We start from the raw sequence: 14119 nt of genomic DNA on the forward strand, positions 1-14119 counted from the left end.
TAAAATTGAATTTGATTATGAATAGGAAACGGGATCCTGATGAAAAACGGTCAAGGTTGATGCAGGCTGTAGGGGATGCGATGATTGAAAAGGGTTATTTGGGTTTGGGCGTGAATAAGGTGGCTGTGCGGGCGGGTGTTAGCAAACCGATGGTCTACGAATTGTTTGGTAGCTATAGTGGTTTACTGAAAGACTATATTGGGCGTAAAGATTCCTGGCTTGCTTATTTCGAGGGGATAGCCTTGCCGGAGAAGCCGTCGGTGGAAGAGATGAAAATCTTTTTTATAAAAATGTTGCAGGATCAGTTTTGTTATTTTCACCGGGAGAGGGAGATGCAAAGGCTGGTGCACTGGCAGGTGAGCGAATATAATCCGCTAATGCGGGCAGCGTGTGAAGCGAGGGAGAAAGAAGGGTTGCGTTTGCTGGAGCTGGTGGAAAGCCACTTCAGAAATTCCGGCGTGAACCTAAAAGCGGTAATGGCGATGCTTGTTGGCGGTATATATTTTAATGTTCTACACGATAGTGCAGATGCCGGGACTATCGCAGGTATTGACTTGAAGAACAAGAATGATTTTGAGGCGGTGTTTACAACGATCGGCCAGGTCATAGAATGGGCATTTGCTGCTGCGGATAATGCAAAGGATGTAAGTGTTTGATTTTATAATTTCAGGGAATTAAGCTGCCCGATGCGATGTGTTTTTTTAATGACATGGTGTATATTTTCACCAATCATATTAAAAATGATGAAAATATACATCAAATAATTTGTGTTATGATACTTAGGTTCAGCCGGGTTTGGACCTGTTTAGCCGCCAAAGGAATAAAGCCCATACCAATATCATGATGCCGAAATGCGGCCAGGGGTTTGGCGCTTTAGTGGCGGCGAGGAGGCTGCCGGTGGATATGAGGCAGGTGAGGAGGAAGTGCAGGAGGGTTTTCATCGGCTTTGGTGGTTTTGGTTGATGATGTTTTGAGCGATGTGTTCTTGCAAGGGGTAGGTGCATTGTTTCAGGATTTCGGGCTGGCTGCGGGCGAGGCGCATCAGTTCGATTTTGGCCCATACGTTGGGGTCGTTATTCAGGGCTTCGATTTGGCCGATGGGGTGCTCGTGACTGGTGCTGAGCAGTGATAGGTTGTGTGCGATTTGCGCTGCTGGTAGGAGAGTGGATAGTGCGCAGGCGGGGTAAAGGCCGGTGAACCGGTCTTCGAAGTCAACGTAATAATCATCGAGGGCGATGTTGGATTCACAGATCACGCCGATATGGTTTTGTTTGGAGAGCAGGCAGATGGTGTCCGGGTGTACGTGGACGACGGTTCCACGGAGTTTGTCGTTTGTGCTCATTAATTGATTTCAATGATCTGGTTGTGCTGGCGGGCCTGTAGTACGCGCTGGCGGAGGATGTCGATAATGTCGGATTGGGGGATGCCTCTGAGCCACAGGTTGGGGGTTTCGGGGTCTGTGGTTTTGAGCTGGAGGTCCATGAGTTTGAAGAGCTGGAGGAGTAGTGGTTCGATGATGGTGTAATCTTTGACACGGAAGAGTTCGACGGTGTCGATGCGTTTGAGGAAGATGCCGGTGGTGATGCGGATATATTCCGGTTTAACGAGATATATAGCCCGGCGGATGAATATATAGCGGTAGATCGCGAAGAGCATGCTGATAATGCTTAGCAGAATGAGGGCGGGCAGGTATTTACAGGCTAAGGTGGTGGCGGTGATGGCTAGCAGGATGAGGGGTGCGGTTTTGAGGAGGGCGAAGATGGGTGATGGCTTAAGGGTAATATCGGCTTCGGAGTTGTTGATAATAGGTGCCATGGTTTTTGGGTTTGTGGGTGCGAATGCGGAAGTTGTAGCGGCTGGCTTTTTCGAGGGTGTTGAGGCTAAGCCTGTCAAACTGGTAATGCTGGTGTTCGAAATGGATATGGTAATAGTGGTTTATATAAGTGACCTTTAAGGGTTTGTCGCGGATCCAGGCGGCGAATTTGAGGTCGCACAGTGCTCCTGTTGGGTCGTTGCTGAATAGGAAATGGATCTTTTTGGTTGGCGTTTGTTGTTGGATGTGTTCTGCATGGTTTCGGGCGGGTGTGCTGCCGACGGATAGAAAACAGAGGTCGCCCGGGTTGGGGTAGCGGGTGTGGTTTTGGTCGAGCCAGGCGATGGCGTCCATGGCGGAACTGCTGATGATGAGGTGGCCGGCTATGGCGGGTTCGCCGGCTGTCCAGTGGCCTTCGGTCGTTGGGATGCGGTGAAAATGCGGTCCGGCGTGTTCATAATCCCCGCCGTAGTTGAAATAGATGCTTTCATTTTGGATGGTGGAATGGGGTTGGAAAAAGGCCTGGACTTTGGCATGGATGCCGAGTTGGTCCAGATAGTTCATTAACGGGTAGGTGTTTTTAGAGGTGCGATGCGGTTTTTGATTTGGCTGGCGTTCATGTCTTCGAAGGCCTCGTAATAGCTACGGCTGTAATCTTCGCTGACTTTGTCTTCTTTTTTGCTGCTTAGGGCTTTCAGGCCTTTGAAAAGTAGGTAGCTGATGCCGCCGTCTATGATGAGCGAGGCGATGAGATGCAGCCGGTTGGAGCGGATGCCTTCGGCTGCTGTGGCGGAGAAACGGAGTTTGGTGCCGTCCGGCAATTCTACTTCTTTGCCTTTTTTAAACTGTCGCTTTTGTTCGGCTGTGAGTTGTTCATTGTTGACCAGGTCGGGGGCAAGGATGCGCTCGGTGTCGGTGATGACGAACTCCCGGGTGTCTTGGTCGAATTCAATAAGGACTTCTTTTTTGACGCCATTTATTTCGACTACTTTGTCGAGTGCGGATAGTTCGCCGGTAGCTAGTTTTTCCGCTTCATCGTCGGTGACATAGGCTGGCATCATCATTTCGCGGTAGACGGGATGGATGAGGAGGTCAAGACCGCCGGTTTGATTGCGCTGGAGGGATAATTTGGCATCCAGGTTCATGATCCTGATGTCGCCGTCTTCGAGATCGTGCAGGCGGATCAGATTGGTCCGGTGGCCGGATAGGAGCGCTTTCAGGTCGTATTCGGCGAGGCTGATGCGGCCGTCCTTGGATAGGCCGATGTTTTCGAACTCGGCTACGGGGATGTCATCTTCTTCAAATATTTCCTGGATCATCTGGCTACGGCATAATTGGTTTCTTCACTGGGTTTCATATCATGGACGACGGCTTCGTTGCGCTCCGGGCTGTTTTTGGCGGCTACGAGCGCGGCGTACAGTCCGTCTTTTGGGCCGACTTTGAATTTGGCGCCGTCGCCGTTTTCGACCTGGGCGGTTTTGCCTTTTAAGATGTCCAGGACTTTGATGGTGTCGCCTTTGTAGGCGATGACGTCGCCTTTATTCAGCGTGGTAGCGGCTTCCTGTTCGATGATCCTTTTTTTTTCAAAGCCGATGACTTTGTCTGCGACCCATTGCGCGTCGTTGGTGATTTTAAAGAGTTCGCCGGGCTCCTCTTTAAGCAATTGTTGCCAGGACTGGGCATAGCCGACATGGTCGCCTAATTCAAAAGGGGTTTGGAGCCGGGCGCTGAGCAACAGCCCGGCGATGTTTGCTTTTAAGGCGTCCTTTACGGAGGATTCGTTTGGCTTTTCGGCGATGATGTTTTCGATGATCGATTTCAGGCTGGCATCCTTGCCCTGGCCGCTGTTCTCGATAATGGTTTTGATGCGTTCGTCTGTTGGAATAGCTTGACGTTCTGCGAGAATGGGCGCAAGCTCGGGCATATCCTTGAGCTGTTTTGCGTTGAAGAGGAATGCGGTGGTGAGCACGGGTTCATCGAGTTTGACGGATGCCATTTTGGGTTTGCCGTTGTCTTTAAGGATGGGCTTACCGTCTTCTACCACCGGCTGCATGTCCCGTGTTTTGTAAAAGCTGATGAGGGTGCCCTGCTCGCCTTTCATGACGTTGTTTTTGCTGAAGTTGCCTTGCTCCAGGGTCAGCCAGCGGGGATCGGCTTCCTGCTTCATGAGCAGGATGAGGGCGGGTACGCCGCTGTAGTTTTTGCCGGTGTTGGCGTTGAAGGGCATGATGAGGGGCTGTGCTTCGCTTTTTTGGAAGATCGAATTGCCGTCTTTGAGTTGCTGGCTGAGTTTCTCAGCGATTTGCTGGCTCAGGGGTTTTAAGTTGTTACTCATGGTTATTGGATTTGATCGTTATTTGGTAAAGAAATTTTAAGGGGTCGACGGGTTGACCGTTGTAGCTGATGCTTAAATGCAGGTGTTCGCCAGTGACGCGGCCGGTAGCACCGGTAATTGCTAAAGGCGTACCTGCAGAAATCTCTTCGTTGCCTATCAGCAGGTATGATAAATGTCCATAGGTACACCTGAGTTTCTCATCTGTAACGGAAATCGTGATGCCGAGAAATTCATTGTAGCCTATGGTTGCCTTGCCTCCGGTGATGGCAAAAACGGTATCGTGACGGGCGTGCAGGTCGATGCCATAATGAAACTTGTAGCGGTTGGTGACGGGGTGGACACGGTAGCCGAAGGGCGAACTGAGCTGCAGGTGTTTGAGCGGAAGGCAACAGCATAGCAACATTGTCAGCGCTTTCATCGCGTCAGATAATTATCGCGCTGCAGGCCGAGAGCGTCTTCGACGCTGCGCATACTCAGATTTCGGATGGTCTCGCTTTGCAGGGCAAGCGAGAGCGCCGTTTTCATGTTTGCGGCTGAAGGATGCAGTTCCTGTATTAAGGAGATCTGGAAAAGCGCTTTGTTGTCTTCCAGGCTGAGCCCGGCTTTGTGGGCTTCCAGGTTTTGTTTGATCTGGTAGGCAGGTTTCAGGAGCAGCAGGGCATCGGTTCCGTAAAGGCCCTGCCCGTTGCGGCCGAAGCCGACAAAAACATTGTCATTTTCAAGGTCGGTTCCGGTAATGATACCGACTTGCCCGGGCTTGCCTGCGGGATCGCTTGTCAGATCGGGGTGTACGACGGCCAGTTGGCCGATGAGTTCGTCTGCGGTCATAGTTTATGTTTTAAAGGTGGCTTTTGCGGGGTTCGTGATCACTGGTTTTTTGAAGGCCTGGACGAGGCTTTCGATCTCTTTATTGATGCGCAGGAAGTTCTCGCGCAGCACATCGTCTTTTTTACCATGGAAGTCGTAAAAGGCGGGCAGGGGCCGGTAATTATTTTCTTCTCTTTGGAGTTCCTGTTGATCCAGATTGATGCGACAGTTAATGGCGGATGTTTCGAATTGCCCGGTATAGTTTTGCTGCACATCGGCGGCGATGAGCCCAACCATTTCTCCGGTGTTGAGCGAGGCCATTTTACCGGCAGGGATGAGTGCTTCCAGCTTTTCGTTGAGCGAGGTGGAGGTTTTGTTCTGGTCGATGGACAGCCCTTCACCGATCTGCTTGGACTTACCGAATAGTTTTTCGAGCCAGTCGAGGGTCTCTTTATTGCGGACGGATCCGGCGAGGACATTGCCGACGACGGCGGTGATGGTCGCCGCGGTATCTTTGCCGTACTGCTGCTGAAACTGCGGGATCTCCTGCAAACCCATGAGAACAGCGACTTTATTGCTCCTGGCGGTGGCAATGAGGTTCTCCACTTTGTGGACGAAAAGGGTTGGGACCTCATCGATGATGAGCGCGGATGGCAAATTACCCTTGCTGTTGATGAGCTTGGTCAGCCTGTTGAGGATGATGGAATAGCAGGCGCTGTTGATGTTTTGCGTATTCGGGTCGTTGGCCAGCACTAAAGTCGATGGCGTGTTCAGGTCCGATATTTTCAGGTTAAAATCATCGCCGGAAAATACCCAGAAGGTTTCCTTGGTGGCGAGCCGGCTGATAAAGATCTTCAGGGTTCCAACCTGGCCCTCTAACTGCGGAAATGCTTTTTCAAGGTAGGCGCTCCTGAACGGGGACAACAGGGAAACCAGCTCGGGCTCGGTGAACAGCGTATCAAAAATCTCCTGGTAGGACCTGTTCAAAAAGGATAACACATGGGGCAGGCTGGAATATTTGCCGCCTTCGTGTTTGGAAAAAAAGAAGATGCAGGCCGCCAGGAAGTTGATAGCGGATTGGGTAAAGAACTGGTCACTGCCGCCGGATTTATCGCCTTTTTTCAAGGCTTCGACTAAGGCTTCGGCGCTCTCCGAAGCATCAGCCAGCGTCTTCAGGTAGTCGCTGCGCCAGGGATTGGTGCGGCAACTTTTCTCCACGTCGTTCAAATTGATGACATAGAAGTTGTGCCTGGCACATTTGCCTTTTTGCTTGGCCAGCAGGTAATGGTAATACGCGATTTTGCCCAGATCCGGGTACTTGAAATCATAAACGCAGCAGCAGAATTCTTTGGCGATGAGTTGCCGGATAAAAGGGTTGACGATACCAAAGCTTTTGCCGGAACCTGGCGTGCCGATCAGGATGGTGCCCCGGAAGGGATTAACCAAATTGATCCAGCCGTCGCGGACCTTGCCCTTAAAATAAAACTGTGTTGGTATGTTAACGGAAAACGGTGTAATGACCGGCTTGACCTGCTGCATAAAGCTCTCGCCTTCGACGTTCCATTTGTCCTTGCCCAGGCCTGAGCGAATGATCTTGGAGATGTTGTCCATGGCGATGCTGCTGAGCAAGGCCCCCAAAACAGAACAAACGATATAGAAAATATCGAATGACGGCGAGCGGCCCAAATACAAAACACTGCCAAAAAACAGCAATAAGCCTAAAGCCAAGGGGTAGACGATATGCTTCTTGGGGTCGAGGTCGACTTTTTTCTTCGCCAAGGTGCCTACGCTTACCAAACAGATCAGGACAAAGGTTACCAGTTTGCTGTACAGGGGCTGCCGGTAGATGATGAGGTGGCTGAGTTTGTCGAGCGGCACATAAAAAAAGCCCCAGAAGGGGGCTTGCTTATAAATAAAAACGCAGGCTTCGAGCGCAATGGAGACGTAAATGCCGCATTGTAGGAAGCCATGCAGCTTCTGCTGGTCACGGGTTTCTTCCATAGTTGATCGTTTTTTTAGATTCCAGGTTCCATTCGTCACGCAGGGAGTTCATAATGTAATCAAAGATCTCCGGGTCCTTCTGCGCCAGTTGTATCGCATATTTGTGGTAATCTGTCCGTCCTGACTCCACCAGGCTGGCGATGTTCATGATCTCGCCATAATCCCAGATCGGCATCAGGGTAAAGTCATCGTCAGCGCTCGACCGGATTTTTTCCGGGTCCCGCAATACCAGCACCGCATCCGTGGAAAACAGGGCCCGCCCTTCATTGCCAAAGTCGACCGTGATCTCGTCGATTTCGAAATCGGCTGAGGTGATGACCCCGATTTTGTTCTTTTTGTCGAAGGGGTCATGGGTCAGCCGGGGATGTATGAGTACGGGCTGGCCGGTGAGTTCGGGGTTTTCGGTCATGATGATACGCTGAGTCGGGTGTTTTCGGAATGGTCGAGTGTCACGATGGTGGCTTCTTTGGTTTCCGTCCCTTCCGCTTTTTTGGCGATATTATCGCTGATTTGTTTCTCGAGGCGTTTGAGTTCGGCTTTGAGTTCGGTGAGTTCCTGTTCTTTATCGAAGGTGCGCTGGGTCAATTGCAGGAGCACGGGTATCTCAAGTTGAGTGTCTTCGTAATCTTTGCCGTATTTTTCTCTTAGCGTTATTACCCGGTCGATGGCGTTCAGGAAATAACGCGCGGCCAGTTTTGGGTTGTCGGTGTTGGGGATGCCGTGGTTCCACAGGTACTTAATGCCGCTTGGCGATTCGGCGTACAGGTCATTTTTGCTTTCGTACCGGAACATGCCATTACTTTCGTAGGGGATCTTCTGCTGCCTTACATAGAGGCCGAAACCATAAAGAGACCCTATTTTTTGTTCCTCCGGGCCATTATAGTTTAAATACAATTTGTTGATGTATTTGCCGATTTCTTCGCTTTCGGCGCTGCTGATATCGTTCAGTGCTATGGCATTTACTTTCGCGCCCTCTTTATCAAATTTCAGATGCTGTTTATACAAAGCTTCGTCGGCTTTCAATTTTTCGAGCGTCCCGGAAATTTGTAGAAGTTCTTTTTCGGCATCCTGCAGACGGTTGCGACTGCGCGAAACTTCTTTGAAATGGGCGGACCTGGATCCTTCCAATACAGCTACCTTTTTTTCGATCTTCGTCTTTTCAAGCAAGGGGGTATCACCGGAAAGGATGGCAATGTACTCGGAAAAGTTCATGCCGCTTTTTTCATCCATGGCACCTTCATCCAGTGTGCGAACATTCAGCTCACAGTTTTTCATCTGGCTGATAAAGGTCTGTTTGTTCTTCAGCAGGTTGAACTTGTAATTGTCGAGGGATTGCTCGACGGCATAGATGTAGTTCCTGACCTTATTGTTATAGAACTGTTTGGCCAGCGAGTTTCCCTGCCGGGACCCACGGCCATTCCTTTGCTCCAGTTCCGCCGGCTTCCAGGGGATATCCATATGGTGCATGGCCACGACCCGTTTCTGCACGTTGAGCCCGGTACCTGCTTTTTCCGTGGAACCGATGAGGATACGGATTTCTCCCTGGTTCATTTTTCGGAACAGTTCTGGTTTTTGCTTGTCCTTCCAGTCGTGGATAAAAGTGATTTCGTGTGCAGGTATGGCAAAATCCCTTGTGAGTTTAATTTTCAGCGCATCATAAATATTGAACTCGTCCGGTTTGGGCGTCCCGATATCACTGAAAATGATCTGCGTGCCTCGATGTACATGGCTCTCAAAATACAGTTCTGCGGTTTTCCTGGCGCAGACATTGACCTTATTGCCCGGGTGGTCCTCATAATCTTTATTGATGAGCCGCATATCGGCTGACATTTTCTTGGCGTAGTTGGTGGCAATGAGCATGCGCGCGTTGTCCTCCTCCTTCGTCAATGGTTTCCTGCCAATGAGCGTGGCATCGCCGGTGTTCGCAAAAGCCATCAGCTTACGAATGAAATCTTCCTGATCGGGCGTCGGCCTGATATTGACCAGTGATTCATCGAGATCCGGCTTGTCAAGATTGATGTGTTTCGCGGTCTTGAAGTCCGTGATCTCATTATAGAATAGAGCAAGTTCGGGTACTTTAATGAAGTGCCGGAAACGTTCTTTGGCGATGATCTCGTTGGTGACGGAAAACTCGAAGTCGATGGTTTTCCGTGCGAAAACAGCTGCCCACCCGTCGAAATTATCGATTTGCTGACGGGCCATTTCCTTTGGCCGCAGGTATTTGAAAATCAGGTACATTTCCGTCAGGCTGTTGGAAATGGGCGTACCGGATAAAAAGGTTACGCACAGGTCGCTGTCAAATTTTTGCTGGAGGGTGCGCACTGCAAAAAGCATATTGAGCGCTTTTTGGCTGCCTTCCTGGTTGCCTAAGCCGGCTACGCGGCTGTGCCTGGTCGTAAAGGTGAGGTTTTTGAACTTGTGCGACTCGTCGACGAATAGATGGTCTACATTCATTTGCCCGAAGTCAATTCCGTTGTCCTTATGGTTTTCAATGGCATACAGCACGCCGTTCAATTTGCTTTCCAGGTTTTGTTTCCTGATTTGGAGGCCTTTCAGCATTTTCCGGCTGATCTCGCCACCCAGATCTTCGAGCGTTTGCAGGTCCTGCTCGATGTTATCCATTTCCGCCTCCATGATCTCTTTCATGATCTGCGGCGATTGCGGGATCTTACCGAACTGGTCATGCGTGAGGATGATGCAATCCCAGTCGTTGTTCTTGACCTGGTGAAAGAGCGTTTGGTGTTTAGCCGGGCTAAAGTCATTTTCACCGGGCGCTAAGACCTTCGCTTTTGGATATGCTTTATGGAAGGTGTCCGCTATTTGCCCCACGTTGGCTTTGAGGGCCAGGATCATCGGTTTTTGAACGATGCCCAGGCGTTTCATTTCCATAGCGGATACCACCATGGTTAAGGTTTTGCCTAAACCAACTTCGTGGTCAATGAGCGCTCCGCGATTCTGGATGATGCGCCAGGCGGCATTGACCTGTGAGGTGTATAGGTTCTCGATGCCAAGCGCTTTACGGTCGAGGCCGGGGAAGGTCAAATGACTTCCGTCATATTCCCGGAGTACGTAACAATTGAAGGTGGCATTATAGCGTTCCTCGATGCTTTGCTTTTCTTTGTCCGGTAAGTTCCTCAGCCAGTCCAGGTATGCGGTTCTTATTTTTTCGATTTTTTCATGCGCCAGTTGGATCGCATCGTTATCGGGGACCCGTACCTCGTCACCGTTGACCATTTTGGTGTAGGTAAAGTGGGGGCTGGTATTTTCGAGGGCATGCTCCAGTAAGCTATGGGCTTTCATTTTGATGCCGGACTTCGGCAGGACCGCATATTCTTCGTCCGTGATTGCGTTACCAAAGGCGTAACTAACTTTAAAGGTATCGGCTGATGAAAAATATTCGACTTTCGCCGGCAATTTGAAAAGCGAGGATGCGAATTGCTGATAATAAAACGTTGGCAGCCAACGTTCGCCGAGGTTGAAATCCAGCAGCTCAAAGGGTATCTGTTCGGGTTGTACCCTCCGGATAGCTGCAAGGCTTCTGGCGATTTGCAGGTCTTCCGGCCTGTCTTTGGCGGCTTGTTCCGCAACTCTTAGTTTTTCAACGACATTGCCGGATAGATAGGCATCGGTTGTTACCCAATTGCCATTGCCGGCATCCACGAGGATGAGCTTTTCCAGTTGCCGGATGATTTCATGCTCCGGTAAGCTGGTAATCTGGCTGATATAGGACAGGTCGACTGCGCCTTTATCGTTCAGGCTGCGGGCCAACGCTTCTGCAGGGTCATCTGTTTGCAGGACGTACTGCTTCGGATAAACGGGGCCTTGGAAAATGTCGCTTTTGATCCAGGCTTCATTTTCCTTGCGTTCGAGCGAAGAAAGGATGATAAAGCCAAATGCCGGGTCCTTGAGGATGCGGGAACGATTATAGGTTTTGTTGAGTTCGCCGAAACTTTTCGTGAATTCTTCATACGCGCTGTTTAGCGCAAAGCGTTCCAGGTGTTGCGGCGATAATGTCCTTAGCTCTTTTTCGCTTAATTCGAAAAAATGGTCGCGTACCGCCAAATACAGTTTGTAAAACCCAAGATCTTTTTGTTCATCTAGGGACTTAAATTTTGCCTGGCCTTTTTCGGGCTGGCCGATCAAACCAACCTGATTTTGATGGATGACCGGTGTGTCCTTTACATAGAATGGTTTGACTTGCTCAAAAAGTTCCGGGCGGTCGTTTCGCAGGTTAAATGCGGGCTCCAGGCTGCGGTCACCTTCATAGCGGAAGTCGTGGCTGTAGTTTTTAAGTTTTGCTGATAAGGCTTTCAACTCATAGCTTAATGCATTTCCGGCCAGCCATTTGTTCGAGAACCGGACTTCAGCGATATTGCTATAAAGTTTATAGACATAGCGCCCGTTGTTTTTCATCCGCGCAGCAAGCATAATGATGCTTTCGTGCTCCGGATGGTCGGTCGTCCGGACGGTACTGATGATCCGCGCTGAAGCTGCGTCTATGGTCGCCTCATCGGTTTCACCCAGGTAGGCCTGCGCACGGTCATTATTGATGGGTGCTGCTGCCTCGAACAGGCCCAGCTGCGCAACGCTGCTGATGCTTTTTACTTTGGTTAAGGGTTCGGGGAGAAATGTAAATTTCCGGGTGTTGCTTTCTGCGGAAATCTGCTCGGAAATATCTTGCTGAAAGAAGTTCCATCGTTCGTAGTTGAACTTTGTAGCGAGCCCTTCAGAAATTTGAGCCTGAAGCGGCCCGGCGAGATCTTCAAGATCGCCGTTCATCCAGACCATTTGCGAGGGTTTACCATATTGATTGGTGCCTGCGCCGATCTCATCGCCTAAAATCAGCTCCGGGTGCCGGGAAAGATAGGCGTTGACTCGGAATTTGCCGGCAACGTTTTCCTGGTCAACCGTGTCGATCAGTAAGGCCTCGTCCGCCGTAAACTCCTTTTTCCGGTCATTTTTTTGAACGATCAGCAGGTGGCTTGGCGCTTCCACATTCGCATTGTCTTTCATCAGGTTATCCGGCAATACGGAAACGCTGATGAAATCTGCGGAAGTAAATACGAGCTTGCGCGCGGTTTCGTTTGCGGGCGTGTTTAAAAAAGCGTCGGTTACCAAATAGGCTAGCAGCCCGCCGTCCGCCAGCTTATCCAGCCCTTTTGCAAAGAAGTAATTATGGATGCGGCTGGTGACCGGGCTGTTTTGGTAGGCAGGATCAAAAAAAGAAATGTTACCGAACGGGATATTGCTCGTGATGAGGTTATACCTGCCTTTTTCGGACGCAGGTGTTTCCTCAAAACCTATGGCCCGGATATTGACTTCATCGGACTGGGTTTTCAGGTAAGCTTTCAGCACTTTCGCGGTCAACCAGTCTTTTTCAACTGCGGTAACTTGAATATCGTCAAATGCATTGAACGCCTCCGCTATAAACACCCCGGCACCCGCGCTGGGTTCGTAGACTTGCGCCGGGTAGATTTTTTGCTCCCGCATGGCTGCATAAAGGGCTTGCGGTACAAAGGCAGGCGTATAAAAAGCGGTCAGGGAGGAGCGTTGCAGGTCGTCAATGACTTTCCTATAAGTCACTGCATCCAAACGGGATTCGAGCGCCTCATGCAGTTCCATCACCAGCGGGTAAAGCCGCAGGTCAGCTTCCGAAGCGTTACGCTTTTGCCAGTTTTCAATAGGCCCCTTGGCATACAGTGCTGCTTTCAACCCGCCAAAGCCCGCATACTTTTTTAAGGTCAATGCTTCCTGTTCCTTAAACTGGTGTTTGCCGTCCCAGTCCAGGGCCAGGCATATCGCGTCAATATTAATGCGCAGTTGTTTCGCAGGGTTAAAAGCCATATGTCGAAAATTGCGGGGAGGGTTCAGTGTAACCCGTTGATAAACGGTTAGAAACGTTTCTAATCGTTTAGGTAATCAGCGATGGTCGCTATCACGGAATAGCGCAGGAAACGGCTGTCCTCGTTTTTGGGAAAACCGGTATCTTTCATGAGCTGGGAACAAAGGGTAACCAGGTTGACCACTTCGTAGTGCAGGATGTTCGCCGAAAAGAAGTTCAGATAGGTTTCCTCAAAATCTTCTTCGAGGATATTGGCGATGTAATCGTAGCGCAAACTGAGCGCGTCCCGTCCCTCTGATTCCAGCATCAGCTCGAATGGATCGGACACAAGTGTTGCGTCTGGCTCGGGGGATGCCCGACCGGGGGTAAAAATTGTAGCCATGATTTTTGGAAATAAAAAAGGCCGCCTGATGGGGCAGCCTATGATGATGATTTTTTATCGGGAAGGACCTAATTCACTATCGTCCCAGTTTTTCAAATATGGATTCTCAAATCGTTTTATGGAAAGTTGTTCATGGATAAAGGGTAGGACGTCGTTTTTAAACCATGATGAGCCTTCATCATAGATTTTTATGTTTTCAGCCGCTTTAGAATAAATCCCTTGCAAAGATACTTCATTAGTTTTCCTGGCGTCGAGCATCACTAAGCGGTCAATTGCTTGAAAATTGACTTTGAGCAACGGTATCGTATTGTTGTACATCTTCTCAATGACATCTGGTTTTACAAGATGCAAGCCGTTTTTAAATCGTTCCACAGCGCGATCCTGGCACAGCTGAAGATGATCAGTGAAAAACAAGATAACGTTTAATTTATTATCCCGGCTAAACCTTTTTAAGGACAATGTGTAGGCGTACTGATGCTCAAAACCCAGGTTTAATTCTAAAGCAAAATCTCGATTTTTTATTCAATTTTGAAGTATTGTTCCCCGTACTTTTTGAAGCGAGTATTCATTGTAATCGGCGTACCCTTTCATTCGATAGCGGTGGCGGACCTCGTCCTCGTTTAGTATATCAAGTTTGGGCTCGATATACTCATTGCCACGCGTGCTTTTACCTATGCCCGGAGGGCCGGCAATAATATGAATATGGGACATGGGTACTTAACGAACAGGGTAAACGGCTCCATTGGCATGTTGAGCTACCATTTGACCATCTTTTTCGTAAACTAAGGGTTGGCCTATGGAAAACAGGTAATCCACAGCTTCTTTTTGCATATCTCTTTCCCAAGCTTTTACTTCTTCAAGTGACATGTCGTCAAAATTAGCAGGGAGTTTACCGCGTTTGATGGGTAATTCAATTTGAGTTACGTGCTCCATAGTCAA

The 14119-nt window shown here is 49.6% G+C and carries 15 protein-coding genes; 1 reads left to right on the forward strand and 14 read right to left on the reverse strand.

The genetic code is table 11. The features are described from left to right. The first annotated feature begins 17 nt into the window (after nucleotides 1-17). Nucleotides 18-656 (forward strand): TetR/AcrR family transcriptional regulator, encoded by a 639-nt coding sequence (locus tag AC1DXC_RS06335; RefSeq protein ID WP_477458297.1) that lies wholly within the window; start codon nucleotides 18-20, stop codon nucleotides 654-656. A 129-nt stretch (nucleotides 657-785) separates the two neighbouring features. Here the strand turns inward: AC1DXC_RS06335 and AC1DXC_RS06340 are convergent, their stop codons facing one another. The 14 genes from AC1DXC_RS06340 to AC1DXC_RS06405 form a co-directional block, all read right to left on the reverse strand. Beyond that, nucleotides 786-941: a hypothetical protein gene (locus AC1DXC_RS06340; RefSeq protein WP_477458298.1), complete on the reverse strand. Its 156-nt coding sequence runs from the start codon at nucleotides 939-941 to the stop codon at nucleotides 786-788. Then, on the reverse strand, nucleotides 938-1342 hold the full coding sequence (locus tag AC1DXC_RS06345) for a hypothetical protein (protein WP_477458299.1): 405 nt from the start codon (nucleotides 1340-1342) through the stop codon (nucleotides 938-940). The genes AC1DXC_RS06340 and AC1DXC_RS06345 overlap by 4 nt, the downstream gene beginning before the upstream one ends. Beyond that, nucleotides 1342-1815 (reverse strand): PH domain-containing protein, encoded by a 474-nt coding sequence (locus AC1DXC_RS06350; protein ID WP_477458300.1) that lies wholly within the window; start codon nucleotides 1813-1815, stop codon nucleotides 1342-1344. The genes AC1DXC_RS06345 and AC1DXC_RS06350 overlap by 1 nt, the downstream gene beginning before the upstream one ends. Next, complete coding sequence (locus AC1DXC_RS06355) at nucleotides 1772-2377, reverse strand: hypothetical protein (protein ID WP_477458301.1); 606 nt, start codon at nucleotides 2375-2377, stop codon at nucleotides 1772-1774. The genes AC1DXC_RS06350 and AC1DXC_RS06355 overlap by 44 nt, the downstream gene beginning before the upstream one ends. Beyond that, complete coding sequence (locus tag AC1DXC_RS06360) at nucleotides 2377-3132, reverse strand: DUF4099 domain-containing protein (RefSeq protein WP_477458302.1); 756 nt, start codon at nucleotides 3130-3132, stop codon at nucleotides 2377-2379. The genes AC1DXC_RS06355 and AC1DXC_RS06360 overlap by 1 nt, the downstream gene beginning before the upstream one ends. Beyond that, complete coding sequence (locus AC1DXC_RS06365) at nucleotides 3129-4148, reverse strand: ArdC-like ssDNA-binding domain-containing protein (RefSeq protein WP_477458303.1); 1020 nt, start codon at nucleotides 4146-4148, stop codon at nucleotides 3129-3131. The genes AC1DXC_RS06360 and AC1DXC_RS06365 overlap by 4 nt, the downstream gene beginning before the upstream one ends. Continuing rightward, complete coding sequence (locus tag AC1DXC_RS06370; RefSeq protein WP_477458304.1) at nucleotides 4141-4566, reverse strand: M23 family metallopeptidase; 426 nt, start codon at nucleotides 4564-4566, stop codon at nucleotides 4141-4143. Before AC1DXC_RS06370 ends, AC1DXC_RS06365 begins: the two co-directional genes overlap by 8 nt. After that, a complete protein-coding gene (locus AC1DXC_RS06375) occupies nucleotides 4563-4976 on the reverse strand; it encodes a hypothetical protein (RefSeq protein WP_477458305.1) in 414 nt (137 codons plus the stop codon). The genes AC1DXC_RS06370 and AC1DXC_RS06375 overlap by 4 nt, the downstream gene beginning before the upstream one ends. 3 nt (nucleotides 4977-4979) lie before the next feature. Beyond that, nucleotides 4980-6956, reverse strand: coding sequence for a type IV secretion system DNA-binding domain-containing protein (locus AC1DXC_RS06380; protein ID WP_477458306.1), 1977 nt, complete (start codon nucleotides 6954-6956; stop codon nucleotides 4980-4982). Beyond that, nucleotides 6940-7365, reverse strand: a complete 426-nt coding sequence (locus AC1DXC_RS06385) for a hypothetical protein (protein ID WP_477458307.1) — start codon at nucleotides 7363-7365, stop codon at nucleotides 6940-6942. The genes AC1DXC_RS06380 and AC1DXC_RS06385 overlap by 17 nt, the downstream gene beginning before the upstream one ends. Beyond that, nucleotides 7362-12800: a helicase-related protein gene (locus AC1DXC_RS06390; protein WP_477458308.1), complete on the reverse strand. Its 5439-nt coding sequence runs from the start codon at nucleotides 12798-12800 to the stop codon at nucleotides 7362-7364. The genes AC1DXC_RS06385 and AC1DXC_RS06390 overlap by 4 nt, the downstream gene beginning before the upstream one ends. A 59-nt stretch (nucleotides 12801-12859) precedes the next feature. After that, a complete protein-coding gene (locus AC1DXC_RS06395; protein WP_477458309.1) occupies nucleotides 12860-13180 on the reverse strand; it encodes a hypothetical protein in 321 nt (106 codons plus the stop codon). Nucleotides 13181-13234: 54 nt separating this feature from the next. After that, complete coding sequence (locus AC1DXC_RS06400) at nucleotides 13235-13552, reverse strand: hypothetical protein (protein ID WP_477458310.1); 318 nt, start codon at nucleotides 13550-13552, stop codon at nucleotides 13235-13237. 345 nt (nucleotides 13553-13897) lie between these two features. After that, on the reverse strand, nucleotides 13898-14113 hold the full coding sequence (locus AC1DXC_RS06405) for a hypothetical protein (protein WP_477458311.1): 216 nt from the start codon (nucleotides 14111-14113) through the stop codon (nucleotides 13898-13900). Nucleotides 14114-14119: the final 6 nt, after the last annotated feature.

Source organism: Mucilaginibacter sp. P2_D11 (genome assembly GCF_056404435.1).